15 protein-coding genes are annotated in these 16,230 nt (G+C 59.5%); 10 read left to right on the forward strand and 5 right to left on the reverse strand.

The window, feature by feature from the left end; all coding sequences use genetic code 11:
• Positions 1-9: 9 nt before the first annotated feature.
• Complete coding sequence (locus tag G3M56_RS10795; protein WP_164362069.1) at positions 10-1,878, forward strand: DUF4340 domain-containing protein; 1,869 nt, start codon at positions 10-12, stop codon at positions 1,876-1,878.
• 239 nt (positions 1,879-2,117) lie between these two features.
• Here the strand turns inward: G3M56_RS10795 and G3M56_RS10800 are convergent, their stop codons facing one another.
• From G3M56_RS10800 to G3M56_RS10810, 3 genes are read right to left on the reverse strand one after another with little or no spacing between them, the layout of a single operon-like run.
• Positions 2,118-3,410 carry an aminopeptidase P family protein gene (locus G3M56_RS10800; RefSeq protein WP_164362067.1) on the reverse strand — a complete coding sequence of 431 codons (1,293 nt, stop codon included), beginning with the start codon at positions 3,408-3,410 and terminating at the stop codon, positions 2,118-2,120.
• Between the two features lie 37 nt (positions 3,411-3,447).
• Positions 3,448-4,455 carry a PDZ domain-containing protein gene (locus G3M56_RS10805; protein WP_164362065.1) on the reverse strand — a complete coding sequence of 336 codons (1,008 nt, stop codon included), beginning with the start codon at positions 4,453-4,455 and terminating at the stop codon, positions 3,448-3,450.
• 20 nt (positions 4,456-4,475) lie between these two features.
• Positions 4,476-5,618, reverse strand: a complete 1,143-nt coding sequence (locus G3M56_RS10810) for a S1C family serine protease (protein ID WP_164362062.1) — start codon at positions 5,616-5,618, stop codon at positions 4,476-4,478.
• 333 nt (positions 5,619-5,951) lie between these two features.
• Here G3M56_RS10810 and carA point away from each other — a divergent pair, with 333 nt between their 5' ends.
• The 4 genes from carA (at position 5,952) to uppS (ending at position 9,992) form a co-directional block, all read left to right on the forward strand.
• Positions 5,952-7,151 (forward strand): glutamine-hydrolyzing carbamoyl-phosphate synthase small subunit, encoded by a 1,200-nt coding sequence (carA, locus tag G3M56_RS10815; RefSeq protein ID WP_164362060.1) that lies wholly within the window; start codon positions 5,952-5,954, stop codon positions 7,149-7,151.
• A 91-nt stretch (positions 7,152-7,242) separates the two neighbouring features.
• Positions 7,243-7,767, forward strand: coding sequence for an FHA domain-containing protein (locus G3M56_RS10820; protein WP_164362058.1), 525 nt, complete (start codon positions 7,243-7,245; stop codon positions 7,765-7,767).
• Positions 7,768-7,938: 171 nt separating this feature from the next.
• The gene (locus G3M56_RS10825; RefSeq protein WP_164362055.1) at positions 7,939-9,213 is read left to right on the forward strand and encodes an adenylosuccinate synthase; all 1,275 of its coding nucleotides are present in this window, start codon (positions 7,939-7,941) and stop codon (positions 9,211-9,213) included.
• Between the two features lie 59 nt (positions 9,214-9,272).
• On the forward strand, positions 9,273-9,992 hold the full coding sequence (gene uppS / locus G3M56_RS10830) for an undecaprenyl pyrophosphate synthase (RefSeq protein ID WP_164362053.1): 720 nt from the start codon (positions 9,273-9,275) through the stop codon (positions 9,990-9,992).
• A gap of 97 nt (positions 9,993-10,089) precedes the next feature.
• Here uppS and G3M56_RS10835 read toward each other — a convergent pair whose 3' ends face one another.
• Both G3M56_RS10835 and G3M56_RS10840 read right to left on the reverse strand, forming a co-directional pair.
• A complete protein-coding gene (locus tag G3M56_RS10835) occupies positions 10,090-11,490 on the reverse strand; it encodes a hypothetical protein (RefSeq protein WP_164362051.1) in 1,401 nt (466 codons plus the stop codon).
• A 16-nt stretch (positions 11,491-11,506) separates the two neighbouring features.
• Positions 11,507-12,160 (reverse strand): hypothetical protein, encoded by a 654-nt coding sequence (locus tag G3M56_RS10840; protein WP_164362049.1) that lies wholly within the window; start codon positions 12,158-12,160, stop codon positions 11,507-11,509.
• 226 nt (positions 12,161-12,386) lie between these two features.
• Here G3M56_RS10840 and G3M56_RS10845 point away from each other — a divergent pair, with 226 nt between their 5' ends.
• From G3M56_RS10845 to G3M56_RS10865, 5 genes are all read left to right on the forward strand, one after another.
• Positions 12,387-13,022 (forward strand): L,D-transpeptidase family protein, encoded by a 636-nt coding sequence (locus G3M56_RS10845; RefSeq protein WP_164362047.1) that lies wholly within the window; start codon positions 12,387-12,389, stop codon positions 13,020-13,022.
• Positions 13,023-13,031: 9 nt separating this feature from the next.
• Complete coding sequence (locus tag G3M56_RS10850; protein ID WP_164362045.1) at positions 13,032-13,379, forward strand: rhodanese-like domain-containing protein; 348 nt, start codon at positions 13,032-13,034, stop codon at positions 13,377-13,379.
• Positions 13,380-13,571: 192 nt separating this feature from the next.
• A complete protein-coding gene (locus tag G3M56_RS10855; RefSeq protein WP_164362043.1) occupies positions 13,572-13,856 on the forward strand; it encodes a YkvA family protein in 285 nt (94 codons plus the stop codon).
• 549 nt (positions 13,857-14,405) lie between these two features.
• Entirely contained in the window at positions 14,406-15,356 is a 951-nt protein-coding gene (locus G3M56_RS10860) for an IS110 family RNA-guided transposase (protein WP_164365767.1), read from the forward strand.
• Between the two features lie 226 nt (positions 15,357-15,582).
• Complete coding sequence (locus G3M56_RS10865) at positions 15,583-16,065, forward strand: RidA family protein (protein WP_164365594.1); 483 nt, start codon at positions 15,583-15,585, stop codon at positions 16,063-16,065.
• Positions 16,066-16,230 lie beyond the last annotated feature (165 nt).

Raw genomic sequence — 16,230 nt, forward strand, 5'->3', positions numbered from 1 at the left:
GTCATCGTCATGCGACTCGGCTCCAGCCTCTTGCTCATCATCATTGCCGCCACATCACTGTGGTTTGCCCGGGATGCGTTCACCCCACCGGACCCACAAGCCACCCCACCGGCAACGAGCGAACCCTTGGTGAGCTTTTCACCATCCGAGGTCGGGCAAATCACCATCACCCGCCAAAACGAAACCGCCACCATCTCGCGCGATCCGCAAGGACGCTGGCGCATGGACGCCCCGGTCAATGACCGTGTCGACTTCCAACACATCCTCGCCCTGCTCGTATCGCTCAACGGCATGGTGATTGAGGATCAGTTCACACTCGACCAAACACCGGCCACTCCCGATCAGGAGCCTGCAAACGCCGAAGAATTCCGCCTCGCGGACTCTGCCGTCGATCTCACCCTCAGTGGCCGCGACGGCAAAGAGATCGCCCAACTCCGTATCGGAGGAATCACGCCGCTGTCCGTCGATCAGATCCCAACCACCTACGTCCAACGTCTGGACTCCGACTACGACGACACCATCTTCGTCGTCGGCGGCAACGTGCGCATCATCGTCGACCGCCCATTCGACGCCTGGCGCGACCACCGTCCGCTCTTCCTCGCCCACCCACCTGTCAGCATCACCATTTCGGAGGGCCAGCGCCGCATCGAACTCACTCGCGAATCCCCACAGGACGAGTGGCACATGGACAGCCCGCTCAACACACGAGCCGATCAAGAAGCCATCGCCACCCTACTGGCCTCGCTGTCGGAACCGATCGCCACGGAGATCCTTCGCGAAGCACCGGCTCCCCCAAGCGGTAACAACACATCTCCTCCCTCCATCACCATCGAGCTCGCGCAATCCGAAGCCAACGCCCCGAAACCGGAGCCAATCACACTCACCCTCAGCCCACACCCAACCGGCGACAGCGACTCGCGGTTGTTGCGCTCAAATGACCGCGACGTCTCGCTCGTCGTGCCATCCCCTACCGCCACTGCGTTCAAACTCGACGCCACCCGCTATCGCTCGCGCCAACTCGTCGACTTGGACCCAACTGAAGTTTATAAGGTCATCGCGCGTGACCCAGCCTCACCTGCCCACACCTCTGTCCTGCGCCGCCGCGGACGCGAATGGGAAGTGATGCTGCGCAACGAATGGACCCGAGCCAACGACAAGCTCGTCTTCGACACCATCACCGCGCTCAACGAAACGCAGATCACTCATTTCTCCGACGACGCAGGCACCGACCTGGAAGCCTACGGACTGGACGCCCCGGTTCTCCAAGCCGCGTTCTTCCCTCTCGACGACCAAAACCCACTGCGCATCAACCTCGGCACCAAGAACGGAAAGACCTTCGCCAAGATCGACGGCAAGCCATTCATCTACGAAGTCCCGGATGCCACCCGTTTCCAGATCCCTGTCATCCCGGGCAGCTGGCAATCGCTTTCGCTCTTTGACTTCTCGTCGCTCGACATCCGCTTGGTCAACATCCGCCAAAAAGGCTGGCCCGATCTGGCACTCCGCTACGCGTTCATGGACGGCCAATGGTACGGCCTGCTCGGCGAAGAGGACGTAACCGCCATGATCAACGTGGCCGCCGCCCACCAAATGGGCACCACTCTCGAGCGCATGCGCGCCGTGCGTTGGTCGGTTGCACCTAACGCAGAGGTTTATCAAATGCTCAACGACCCGGTCCTCAGCGTCACTACCCGCATCGTCCCAACCGACGTCGACGGCACGGAGTTCCCTGCCCAGCAGTACAGCCTCGACCTGGCTCCAATGAGCGAAAATTCACCATACTGGTACGGCCGCATCAACCGCAGCCGCGACGTCTTCCTCATCGACGCCGCCACCATCGCCGACCTCCTCCCCCAGTCACTGCTCTCTCCCCAGTAGCCCGGATCCGCACCCCGCGTTCAGACTGGAACGCCACCGCCAACTGGAACGCCAAGCCTCGCCTTGGCAAACCGCACCACCCGCGCGCAGCGCGCTCACTCCCCCACCACCAACTCCGCGCCGCGCCTCTGGAACGCCAAGCTCCAGCTTGGCCACCACTCCATCCGCGCGCAGCGCGCACCCCACAAAAAAGGGCTCCCGCACGTAGATCACGCACAGGAGCCCTCATTAGGTAGAACTTACTTCGCCATCGCTGCCTCGATATCATCGGCGGCAATTGGCATCTCAGGCATCAGGTTCACCGTCGCGTCCGCACCCACGTAGTACGTGTTCTCCAGACGGATGCCGATGTTCTCCTCACGGATATAAACACCCGGCTCGATGGTGAACACATTACCCACTTCCACAGGCACGCCCGGCACGTTCACATCGTGCACATCGAGCCCCAGATGATGGGACGTTCCGTGCATGAAGTACTTACGCACCAGAGTAAACGGCGCCTCCTGAGCGTCCACATCCTCTTGAGTGAACAATCCAAGCCCAATCAGCTCTTTTTCCATCAGGCCCAGCACCTGCTCTTGATAATCCTTGAGCAAAATCCCCGGACGCAAGATCTCCACGCAACGTTCGAGCACGCGCAGCACCGCATCGTACACCGCGCGCTGACGCTCGGTGAACTTACCGCTCACCGGAATGGTGCGCGTGCTGTCAGATGTGTACGGTCCGAACGAAGCACCGCAGTCCATCAGCAAAAGATCCCCCTCACGGCAAACCGCAGCACTCTCCAGATAGTGCAACACACAAGCATTGGCACCGGTAGCAACAATCGGCTGATAGGCGAATGAACCGCCCGAGCGCACGAACTCATACGCCCACTCCGCTTCGACTTCGACTTCCTTAATCCCTGGCTTCACCGCGGCCAACACACGGTCGAATCCGCGCTTGGTAATCTCGCAGGCCTCTTTGATCACTGCCAGTTCCTCGCCCTCCTTGACCATACGCAGACGCGTCAGCAATGGCGACAAGCGACGGTACTGGTGCAATGGGAAGTTCTTCTGGCACTGGGCAATGAAGCGATCGTTGCGCGTTTCCACGCTACCTTCGGCGCGGATGTGCTCATTGGTCACCAAGTACACATTCTCGCTTTCGGCCATCAGCTGATTGAGCTTGCCCTCGAAGGCAGACGTCCAACCCACACTCTGAATCCCGGATGCCAAGGTCGCTTGCTCTTTGGTCAACTTGTCGCCTTCCCAAATCGCGATGTGCTCGTTGGTCTCACGCACAAACAACCACTCACGGTCCGCCTCGTTCGCCGCATCGGGGCACAGAATGAGCACGCTCTCCTCCTGGTCGACCCCACTCAGATAATAGAAATCCGCATTCTGTTTGAATGGCAGGGTTCCGTCCGCGTTGGTTGGCATCACATCGTTCGAGTGAACAATGACAATGCTGTTTTCAGGCAGCATTTCGCGCAGCTTGGCGCGGTTCTTGGTAAAGAGAGAAGATGGTGCGGGAGTGTATCGATATGCCATAATTTGATAGAGTTTCTTCTAGAATTTCTCCGCGCCACTATTCCTCGTCATCGTTGGTGCCGCCAGTCCGAATTCGATCAATCGAGGCCCGCACGGTCGCCATTGGAAGCGCATAAGTCGTTACCCGGTCGGCCCGTGCGATCAACACGGCAAGGGCCTCTCCATCCAGAGTCAGCACCGCACCACCCATCGCCGTAGGTGGCAGCGGCAAGTCGGTTTGAATCACCTGCGAGAAGCCCGACTTACGGTACGAGGTGCGCCCACTCATCTGCTGGTTGCGGTCAAACTTGTCCAAGGTCTCGGATGGTGACGCCAGCTCAGCTTCGACAACGAGTTGCTCGTCGCCTCGCTCCACGGTCACATTCACTTTGTCCCCTGGATCGTGCTCCGACAGGATCTTACCCAACGACTCCAACGTAGTTACCGGCGAATCCCCCACCATCACCAAAACATCATCCTTCTTCAGGCCCGCCTTCACCATCGGCCCGTCGGGCACCATGTCGGTCACCTTCACGCCCACCGGTTCTTTTCCGTCTTTCACCTCTTCACCGAGGAAAGCCAGTGTCCCGCCGCGCGTCTCAATCGACCGTGGGTTCGCGGAGACCAACGCCACCCGCATCCAGCCGATGCGCGGTGTGGATCCCACTACCACCGTACCGATTGGCAATTCGCCTTCCACCGGCGTCGCAGGCTCCAATGCCTCCGCATGCTCACCGGTCAGCTTCAGCAACGCCAGATCGTTATCATCATCGATCCCCACTACCTCAACCTCCATCTTCCGCCGCCGCGCATTGCTGGCATAAATCCCATCCTTGCCCTTGAGCTCGGAGGCTTTGGTCACCGCAAATCCCGGCTCGACCACCGTCGCCAGCGCAAACGGCCGACGCTCAACATGCAAAGTCACCGTGCTCTTCTTTGAAACCTCCGACGCCGTATCAAAGGCCTTCACGGTTTCGCGTCCGTTGGTTCGGTCCTCCACCTCCAACAACGCATTCGCCGAAACCGGCACCACCGTGGCCAGCGCCAGCAATCCAGCACCCATCATCCATTGACTACATGTTCTCATTATTCGCCCTCCTTTGATTCATTCTTCTCTTCCTCCGCCGCATCCGGCTTCTCATCCGTCGTATTGTCACCATCCGCCCCCGCAGGCGGAGCCGGAGCTTCCTGCGGACGGCTCATCAACCGCACCCAGACCTCCGCCTCATCGCCACCCTCACGCTTCACACGCAACATCACCCGCTCTCCCACATAGCGCCCGGCCAACGCCTCGCGCACTTCCCCCACGGTCGTCACGTCATTGCCATCGACACTCAAAATCACATCGCCCGCCAGCAAGCCGGAATGGGCGGCCGGAGCATCGGCCGCGACCTCACGCACCTGCAGCCCATCAGCTTCCTCCAACACCACCCCAAGCAATCCACCTCCCAGCTCCCTGCGGATCACCGCACCACTGCGGTACAGCTCGTCATTGTCGATCAACACACTCACCGGCACGTGCATACTGAACTCCACGTTCATTCCGACCCGGCTGTTGATTCCGATCAACCGCCCGTACAGATCAAACAACGGACCACCGGAGTCCCCGCCAATCAGCACGCAATCACTCTGCACCGTCGTCGGCTCCATCATCACCACGCGCCCCATCCGCACCACCGGACCACGCTTCTCATCCCAGCCCCCACTGTGGCCCATGGCAAACACCCAATCCCCGACCTTCAGCTTCGAATAGTCACCCAATGGAGCCGCCTGAAACTTTACCCCATCCGGGTTGATAATCCGCGCCATCCCCGCGTCGGTCCGTTCATCCACCCCCAACGCCTCGCCGTCGTACTTCGTACCGTCGGGCATGACGATCTTCAGCGCGGTTCCAGGAGTCGCCACCACGTGGGCCGCCGTCAGGATCAAGCCGGACTCTGAAACAACCGTCCCGCTGCCTGATCCACCACCCGCCTGGATGCACACCAACGAGCCCTTCACCCTTGCCATCGCCGTCTGCAGCTCTTTTGAATACTCTTTGAAGAACGCCTCATCAGCAGGCCGCTCCACCGATATCACCTTGGCCGTCTGCTCCGCCGCTTCAGGAAGCCCGGCAACCACCAACGGTGGAGCCTCTTCCAACAACGGATCTTTCGGACGCTCGCCCTCGCCAACCACCGCGCCAGCCGCGGCTGCCATCCCCAATAAAAAAATACTCCAGGTCTTCATAGTGTCATGCACGCCGTCACAGCGACCGTGCGCCCACCGATCGTTCACAATTCCGTCGGGCAATCAAGAGCCATCAAGCACCGAAGAGGCACACCGACACGCCCACGGCAAATCGATGAAAAACGGACCACCACCTCTTTAAGCCCTCCTGCGGTGCTCCACCCGGTCGAAACCACGAACCAAGAACCAGTGAAAATCACCCATTCGCCCATGCATAACAGCCCAGCCGCAGCAGCTGAGAAAGGCACCACAACAGCCCTCAAACCACCAGCGTAGAGAAGAATAAAAAATCCACTTTCATCTTCGATGATCCCGCATAACGTCTGGCTTAGCATGTCACAGTCCCATCCCGCCATTCTCGCACTAGAAGACGGCACCTTCTTTGAAGGTGAAGCCTACGGAGCCCTCGACACCGTTCACGTCGGTGAAATTTGCTTCAACACATCGATGACCGGCTACCAGGAGGTCCTCACGGACCCGAGTTACCGCGGGCAGATCGTCAGCATGACGTACACCCAGATCGGCAACTACGGCTGCAACCCTGCCGACTTCGAGAGCAACGAACCACACGTTCGCGGCTTCGTGATCGAGGAACTGTGCAAGCAGCCATCCAACTTCCGCTCGGTCGAATCGCTCGACGCATTCCTCAAGCGCCACGACATCCCGGGCATCCAGGGAGTCGACACCCGCGCCCTGACCAAAAAGCTGCGCACCGCCGGTGCCATGCGCGCCGTGATCGCTACCAAGGCAATGACCGCCGAGGAAGCCGTTGAGCTCGCCAAGAACTCACCAGGCATGGAAGGCATGGACTACGTCAAAGAAGTCACCACGCCTGACATCTACAAGTGGGATCCGGAAAACAAAGAGTCCCGCGAATGGACCATCCCGAACCCATCGCTCGACGACGAACGTGCCGCCAAGCTCGAAGAGGACGACAACCAGGTCTTCCAGTCGCTCGCTCCTGTGCGCCACCACATCGTCGCTTACGATTTCGGCATCAAGCGCAACATCCTGCGCCGCCTCCGTCAGGCAGGCTTCGCCGTCACCGTCGTCCCTGCCACCACCAAGGCGGAAGACGTGCTCGCGCTCAACCCGGACGGCGTCTTCCTTTCCAACGGCCCTGGCGATCCGGCCGCTCTCGACTACGTCCACACCGAAGTGGCCAAGCTCATCGACGAGAAGCCAATCTTCGCCATCTGCCTCGGTCACCAGATCATTTCCCACGCAGTCGGCGGCAAGACCTTCAAACTCAAGTTCGGTCACCGCGGCGGCAACCAGCCGGTCAAAGACCTGCGCACCGGAAAGATCTCCATCACCTCACAGAACCACGGCTTCGCTGTCGACGGCGACTCGCTGCCTGACAACGTCGAAGTGACCCACGTCAACCTCAACGACGAAACCGTCGAGGGCCTGCGCCTCAAGGACAAACCTGTCTTCTCCGTGCAGTACCACCCTGAAGCAGCTCCTGGTCCAAATGATGCGAGCTACTTCTTCGATGAGTTCGCTGCACTGATCGACTCGACAAAAGGTTAAGTGCCGAAAGTAGTCTTGATTGGTTGAACAATTTGGCGTTAAGACTGCGTTTGCGTCTTGCGCCAATCAACCCAACTACCGCACTCAGACCATGTCCACTCTTCACATCAAGCTTGCCGACGGCACCGACGAACGCATCACCCTGACCAAGGAGATCACTACCGTCGGTCGCGACCGGCAAAATGATGTGGTGATCAACGACGAATCGGTTTCGACCTTCCACGCGGAGATCCGTTTGGAAGACGGCGTGCACATCCTGCGCGACGCCGGATCCACCAACGGGATCCGCGTCAATGGCGACCGGGTGAGCGAAGCCCAGCTCAACGATGGCGACCTGTTGCGCTTTGGTAGCGTGGCGGGATCGTACGTGGGCACCAAGGTGGCCGCGGTCAGCTCGGCTCCTGCTCCACCCGCAGCCACATCGGCTCCGGACAAGGTGCGCGAAGTTTCTGGCAACCGCCCAACGAACGAATCCATCGTCGGCACACCAGTGGCAGGATTTGGCAGCAGCAAGACGAGCGACGCCCTGACCTCCCAGCAAAAAGCACTGATCGGCTTCGGATCGTTGGGCATTCTCGCCTGCCTCGCCGCCATCGTGATGAGCATCGGCATGTAGAGCGGCGGACGGAAGGCATTTCAAGGGTGAGATAATCGCACACGACCTCACGCTGCCACTTGCGCATTGTGGAAATCTCGCCACCCTGATGACTGCGCGGGAATCCGGCACGCTGCGCCTCGTCGTGCGCAGACCACAGACTTTTCATTCATTCATAAAGATTTCATTCTCATGTCCAACACCATCATTCTAGGCACCCAGTGGGGCGACGAAGGAAAAGGTAAAGTCGTGGATTTCCTCACTGAGGAAGCCGCGGTGGTCGTGCGTGCCCAGGGAGGCAACAACGCCGGCCACACCGTCATCGCCAACGGCAAAAAGTACACACTTCACCTGATCCCATCCGGCATCCTCTGGTCCGGTAAAACCTGCATCATCGGTAATGGCGTGGTGCTCGACCCAGGCGCACTGCTCGCTGAGATCGACACCCTGATCACCGAAGGCATCGAAGTCAGCGCGGAGAAACTCAAGATCTCCGACCGCGCGCACATCACTCTTCCAATCCACCGCGCACTCGACAAAGCACGCGAAGCGCTGCGTGGATCGAACGCAATCGGCACCACCGGTCGCGGCATCGGCCCGACCTACGCCGAGAAAATCAACCGCACCGGTCTGCGCATGGTCGACCTGCTCGTCCCTGAGCGCGTCGAAGAACGCGTCACCGAATGCGTCAAGCTGGGCAACCCAATTCTCGAAGCCGCCGGCATGGACCCTCTCGATCCAGCGCCAATGGTCGAAGAACTCCTCAAGCACGCCGAGCGCCTGCGCCCACACGTGTGCGACACCGTCTCGTTCCTCGCCGGAGCCATCGAAGCCGGCGTCTCGATTCTGTTTGAAGGCGCCCAGGGCACCTACCTCGACATCGACCACGGATCGTACCCATTCGTCACCTCGTCGAACACATCGGCAGGCGGAACCCTTACGGGATCCGGCGTTCCACCACGCGCAATTGACCGCGTGATCGGCGTGACCAAGGCCTACACCACCCGCGTTGGTGCCGGCCCATTCCCAAGTGAGAACGCCGCGTTCTCCGAGTACATGCACGAGAAGGGCCTCGAGTTCGGCGCCACCACCGGTCGCCCACGTCGTTGCGGATGGCTCGACGTGCCACTGCTCCGCTACGCACGCATGGTCAACGGCATCGACGAACTCGCCATGACCGTGCTCGACGGACTCGACGAGCGCGACGAAGTCAGCATCTGCACCCATTACCTCATCAATGGCGAGCGTGTTGACCTTCCACCAGCAGCCGTCGAAGACCTCGAGGCCGCGATTCCTCAGTTTGAGTCGATGCCAGGCTGGAAGTGCGACACCACGCAGTGCAAGTCGTTCGACGACCTTCCGCCTGCAGCCGTCGCTTACCTCGAGCGCATCGAGGAGCTCACCGGCATGCCAGTGACCATCCTCGGCGTTGGTCCGGACCGCGAACAAACACTAGTCAAAGGATAATCACCAACGGGGTGTCGCCGAGCCAAGCACTCCGGCGGCACCCCTTTTTTTTTACCTCCATGGCAACGCCCCCCGCACAGCCAAAGATCCCGAAACACGTCGCCATCATTATGGACGGCAACGGACGCTGGGCCCGTGAACGCGGACTCCCTCGCGCAGCTGGCCACAAGGCCGGTGCGGAAGCCGTTCGTGAGACCATTCAAGGCTGCCGCGATCTGGGGGTCGAGTTCCTCACTCTCTACGCATTCTCCTCGGAAAACTGGGACCGCCCAAAATCCGAGGTCAGCGCGTTGATGAAGCTGCTCGAGAAGTTCCTCAAGGACAAAGCAGACGAGCTCATGGAGTGGGATGTGCGCTTGCAAGCCATCGGCCGCCTCCACGACTTGCCGGACTCCTGCCAGCGCCAGCTCCACCAAACCATCGAGCGCACCGCTAACAACAAAGGACTCACACTCATCCTCGCCCTCTCCTACGGCGGACGCGAAGAAATCATCGACGGTGTGAAGTCCGTCATCAAAGCGGTGCAAGCCGGCCATATCGACGACGCGATGATCACATCGGAGTCGTTCTCACAGCACCTCTACACCCGCTATTTCCCGGATCCGGATTTGCTCATCCGCACCAGTGGCGAGATGCGCCTTTCCAACTTCCTGCTGTGGCAGGTCTCGTACGCCGAGTTTGTCGTCCTCCAAAAGTGCTGGCCGGACTTCCGCGCCGGCGACCTCCGCGACGCCGTGGCCGAGTTCGGTCGCCGCCATCGCCGCTACGGCAAGGTCTAGCCCGGCGAAATCGCCGGATACCCAAGCCCCCACGGTCGCTGCTAGCGGGCCACCGTGTGGAACGCACGTCTCATCCCACGACCAGCGCGAACGACCACTAACGCGCGAACTCACCCTCGATCACGTCGAGATAACCAGAGATCCTATCGTCCCTCTCGCTAGATGGAGCCCGCAGCTCGTCGAGCACATCAAAGAACGGCTTGAATGGATCACCGCTGGTCGATCCCGGCGTCACCACCTCCATCCAGTTGAGGACGTCCGCAATCGACGCCAGACGCTTGGCCAGCAGCTCACCGGAGCGCTCGAGCGCCACAATCTCCGCCACCCGCTTGGCCTGCTCTTTGCTCCGGATCTTGCGCTCCATCAAACCGGTCACCCTGTCGATCAACTCGCGCACCAATGAGCGGTATGCCGGGTGGATATCCGCCTGCAACGAAATCAAGCGCGTCCGCATGCTGTTGAGCGCGGTCAACCGGGCTTGATCCTCTTCGATTACGCCGATTTCCTGCAATGGAACGTCGCGCGTCTCATTCCCATTCTCCCCCTCGACCACGTACACCAAACGCAGCGCCGAGCGGATCCTGCGGGTGCTCTCCTCCGGGCTCACATGGTCCATCGCATCCGGGCTCGCCATGCCGGCCACCTCGAGCGCCCACCACTTCTCCAAATTGGACGGCCCCATCGCCAGGTTCTGAAAGTGCCGCTCGATCATCTCCATCGCACTCAACTCGGCAAACGGCAAATCACGCAGCATCTGCGCAAACCTCGTCGTCCCATTGATTTGATTGAGCAAAGTCAGCACCAGCGCCCCGGTACTCGCATCGTAAATCCGCTGCCCCACCTGGGTCAGCTCGGACGGATCTTTCTCCAACAGTTGCTCAACCGACATCAGAGTCTCACCCTGCATCATCGCTTTGAACAACTCGGTGCGCTGGCGGTCCGCTCGGAAAGCCATGGCCTCGACCACTCCCCGCCACAGCCACTCGGGCAAAACATCCCCCTCGTGCACCTCGTCGGGACGCGCCCGGCGCAGCCCTTGCTCAAGGATCAACGATTGCACCAGTACATCACGCAGCCGTCGTTCCGAGTACGCTTTCCCCGGCTTGGTAAAAACGGTCAGCAGATAGCTATGGCCATCCACAACTTCCACGCGCAGTACCGCCCCGCCGTCTGAGCCATCGGCAGGCAGTGAACGCACCACAATCCGCAGCCCCCACTTGCTCCCTTTTTGGCCAATCAGCCTGAGGAAGTCCTCGCGCACGTCCTCCGCAAAAGCCGCCACCTCCGCCCGCCGCGGACCGTCATCACCATGCACAATGAACTGCCCCGAACTCGAGACCGTCATGGTTTGATCGGCCGCCACACCATCAGCCACCTCAATGCGCACATCGGACGCCGCCTCATCTGCCAGACCCGACGCCCCCGCCGCCAACCACAACGCGGCACAAGCACTGCCCGTGCGCACCACTCCACTCCATGCCTTGATACTGGTCATCATCAGGTGCTGCCGTCTATTAGAGCGTCTGCGGAACCAACACGAGCTGCCCGTCTTCCACACGGATATCATCAATCCGCTCGATCATCCCGAGCTCGCTGCTCATCGCATTGACCAATGAGTCCAGCGCAGGCTTTACCAGACCGACCGTCCCTCTCCCGGCCGGCAACTCAAGCTGCCCGAAACGCACGGCCTGATATCCGATCTTCCGGTTATCCCCTTCAAAATCCACAGACACATGCACCGCAACGGTGCGCTGCATACCGCGGATCGTCCGGTCAAAAATCACTTCCATCAGCCCGGGCTTGAGGCGCACTGCCACTCCATTGAATTCGGCGGCATCGGCCAGCGCTCCGGTCTGCTCAAAGTCCACCCGGCGTGCCACATAAGCATTGAGCTCGCTCTCTGTGATGACCTGCTCCACACCTCCCGCATTCTCCAGCCGATACATCAAATTCGTTACCTCGCCCGCTGGAACCTCCCCCGAAACATACCCCTCGACGTCCGCCAAATCCTCAGGCTGCATCATCAAATACGCAGCATAGCCAAGCATCGCAGTGATCACCAACATCCCGAGAATCACAAAATTACCCAACGCACCGCCCGAGCGGACCTTGATCTTCTTCTGCGACTTCTTTTCTTGGATTGGGGGATAGGGTCGAAGCGTTGCCATAAACTCGGGAAAAGTTGCCGGACTCTACATCATTTACCCCTCATCCTCATACGAAAATCCCGTCAGATCACCATAGCCCCTCAGGTACGGACAATTACCTAACGCCTTCCCTTGACCCCTCGTCTCGAACGGAGCATCGTTTCGCACCTGTCACACGTAATCGATTTCACCCAATAGCACCCCCATTGCCTGCGTCTCTGCGCCCGTGGATCCATCGTCTTTCATCATGACCGCCCACCGCAAATCAACCACCCGCCGAACCATTACCTTGCTAGCAGCCGCCGCATTGGGCGTGCTCGCATCGTGCCAGGTCGCCCCAACGCGACTCGAAGGAGAAACCCTCTACCTCCACGACATCGCCCCAGCCAACACGGGCTACGTGCCTACCAGCCGTAACTCCGCCATCGACACCGTATCCTACTGGGACGGCGACAGCGCATCCGGCTCACCTTCCATCCGTATCAACCTGGCGGAACAAAAAGCCTACTTCTACAAAGGCTCGACTCTCGTCGGTATCTCGATGATCTCCAGCGGACGCGAAGGCTACAACACACCACGCGGACGCTTCAAAATCACCCAGAAAAACGCCGACCACCGCTCAAACCTCTACGGCGAAATCTACGACAGCAGCGGCAACGTCATCAACAACGACGCCGACTCACGCGTCGACAAAGTCCCACGCGGCGGACGGTTCGTCGGTGCCCCAATGCCATACTTCATGCGCATCCACGGAGGTGTGGGGATGCACGCAGGCTACCTGCCCGGCTACGCAGCATCCCACGGCTGCATCCGCATGCCCGAGCACATGGCGGAATCGTTCTTCAAAAACGTCAGCACCGGCACCCCAGTCACCGTCGAATAAGCATTCACCATGACCACCAGCAACGAACCCATCTCGTTCCAGATCGATTGCGAATCCCTGCGCGACCTGCTCACCCAACCCAAGCCACCGCGCCTCATCGACTGCCGAGAAGCCGATGAGCTCGCCGTTTGCGCCATCGAGGGTGCCCAGCACTGCCCGCTGAGCACGTGGATGGCACATTGGGAGCAATGGTTCACCAACCAAAGCGACCACGTTGTCATCTTCTGCCACCACGGCGTCCGCTCGATGCGCGCCACCGCATTCCTGCGCGACAAAGGCTTCTCTAACGTCCAGTCGCTCGACGGAGGAATCGACGCCTGGGCCACCGTCATCGACCACTCGATGAAGCGCTACTAACGCGCCCTCTCAGTTTCCTCCGCCCGCCCCCGGATCAACCAATGGGGGGCGGGCGGATTTTTTTTTACGCGGAGATCTCGCCACCGTTCCGTTACAATCTCCATTAATCCCTGCAATTGCCCGCCAGCCGCAAGTCGACCACGCTGCCAATCAGCAACCGCACATGCCCCGCGGAACACCTCATCATTCTCTATGGCCAACCAAAAATCAGCCCCTGAAGACAACCCCACCGGCTGTCTCGGCAAAATCTTCGCACTCATCGGCGCCGCCATCAGCGGACTCTACCTTTTGAACCCAACTCTGGGCTGGGTCGAACTCATCCCCGATAACATCCCTGGCGTCGGTAACCTCGACGAAGCCTTCTTCACCGGACTCCTTATCCTCTCACTCGCCAAACTCGGCGTCCGACTCCCCTGGCTGAACCGGAACCGCCCACCATCGAAAGAGACACCAGTGACAGTCGACGAGGATAAATAACCGGTCATCGAACCCGCAGAATTTGTCACACAAAGACTCCACAGCGCATAGAGCTTTTTCAAGGCAGCGGCGCCCCCCTCCTTGACCGATTCGAGAATCCGCGACCCACGGCCCCCGCGTACAAGCGAACACACGCAGCACGCAAAGCCTGCCCCCCCCACGGTGAGGATACCGTCAATCCACCCCACACCCGTACCGGACCGCAGTTCTCCAGTACGGCCACCAACCCCATCGAGCGCAGCGAGCCATCCCCCCCCTCCTCACAGGAGGACGGACCGCTCCGGCTCCCGGAATGGGGGCTGGGGTGAATCCTCGCCCTCCTTGGTTGGTCAATTTGAGCTATTCCTAGCTCCATCGGTTTCATACGAAACCGGAGGTTGATCAAGGTGGGGGTGGCCACCCCCACCTCGATCGCTGAAACAGTCACTCCGTTCCTCCTCGAGTCCTTGAACTCGTCTTTCAGCAAGGAGGCCTGTTTCCCTCAAATCCATCTGCAGTTCGTAGAGTTGCAAGAGCCCGAGAGCTCGTAGATCCAAGGTTGAAATACAGATGAACACTCAGAACAAACACTATATCGGCGTCGATGTCAGCAAAGATAAACTCGACTTTTATCACCCCAAAACAAAGCGCTCCTGGACCGTTCCCAACACTCCATCAAAGGTAAAATCGGAGCTCCTCAAGCTATCCAAACAACAGGACGAAATCCACATCATCTGTGAGCCTACCGGTGGCTATGAAAAGTGCCTCCTCGCTCAAGCATTGGAGCTAAACATTCCCATCAGCCTGGTTAATCCAAAGCGAGCACGAGCATTTGCCGAGGCCATGGGAATCTCAGCGAAAACTGACGCGATGGATGCCACGGTCTTGTCTCGCTTCGGAGAGTCGATCACCCCGGCATCCCGCGTAAAACCTACAGCTCTGCAGGAGAAGATGTCAGCGATCGCCAGGATTAAGGATCGTTTCACCCGCCAAGCTGCAGCTCAGAAAACGGCCCTTCAAAAGGTCACCGACAGCTTTGTGAAGAAGGAGCTCAAGACCCAAATCCAAAGCCTTGAGCGAGCGATTGCTCGTTGCCAAAAGCAACTCGACACACTCATTGCGAAAGACGCCGTGCTGCGTGAGAAGAAGCGCAAAATCGAGTCGATCAAAGGACTTGGTCTGGCTGCATCCACGGTCTTCTTGTCTGAAATGCCAGAACTGGGCGCAATCACCGACAACCAGGCTTCGGCTTTAGTTGGAGTTGCGCCATTCAACAAAGACACCGGCACTCATAGCGGCAAGAGGCACGTCCGCGGAGGAAGGCATTTACTCCGGCGCAGCCTCTACATGCCTGCTCTATGCGCCACGAACCACAACCCGATTTTGAAGGAATTTTATGGCCGTCTGATCGCCAAAGGAAAACCTCATCATGTCGCCATCACCGCCGTGATCCGAAAGCTTGTCAGACTCGTAAACCGCCTTCTTTCCGACCCCAATTTCGAGCCGATAAAACAAAATTAGAAACAGAGTTGCTGAAAGGAGGACGGACCAAAGCACAGGGCTTCAGCCCTGTGATCACCGCATCCCTCCCACATGCATCCTGAATAGATGCTGGAAATCGCCGCCCCCCCCCCATCAATCGCGGCATCAGTCGAGACTCCGCAAACCCGCACTGAAAACTTCGAACTGAACGCTAGCAAACTCCCATCCCCCTTGCACTCCGCCTACATCACGGCAAATTAGCTTCATGTCCGAAGCTATTACCGACACCATCGCCGAGCGCATCGCCGCTCTGGGTTACACCCTGCCTGAAGCCCCGGCCCCTGCCGGCTCCTATGTCAACTGCGTCCGCAGTGGCAACCTGCTCCACCTCGCCGGCGGCATCTCCATCGATGGAGACCGCAAATTCCTCGGCAAGGTCGGCGTCGACGTCACCCTCGAAGAGGCGCAGGAAGCCGCCCGCATCTGCATCCTCAACCGCCTCGCCGTCGTCAAAGCCGAGGTCGGATCACTCGACAAGATCACCCGCATCGTCGCCCTCGGCGGGTTCGTCAACTCACCTGCCGACTTCTACGACCACCCGAAAGTCATCAACGGAGCCTCCGACCTCCTGCTCGAAATCTTCGGCGAAAAAGGCAAACACAGCCGCACCGCTCTCGGCGCAGCCGCCCTGCCTCTCAATGTCGCTGTCGAAATCAACGCCGTCATCGAAGTCGAGCCAGAGGCGTAAAGCTCTTCTAGACAAGACCATGATCCAGCGCTTCGCAGCATCCTAGCGAAGCGCTGATTTCCCCGCAGGGGAAACGCAAACCAGCCCAGGGTGAAAGGAGCCTCCGGCGGCGTCACCCTGGGTTTCATCAGCACCAAAATCAGGCCAAGCCTGCGACGCAACCGA

It is taken from the genome of Sulfuriroseicoccus oceanibius, assembly GCF_010681825.2.
GTDB classification, from domain to species: Bacteria; Verrucomicrobiota; Verrucomicrobiia; order Verrucomicrobiales; family SLCJ01; genus Sulfuriroseicoccus; species Sulfuriroseicoccus oceanibius.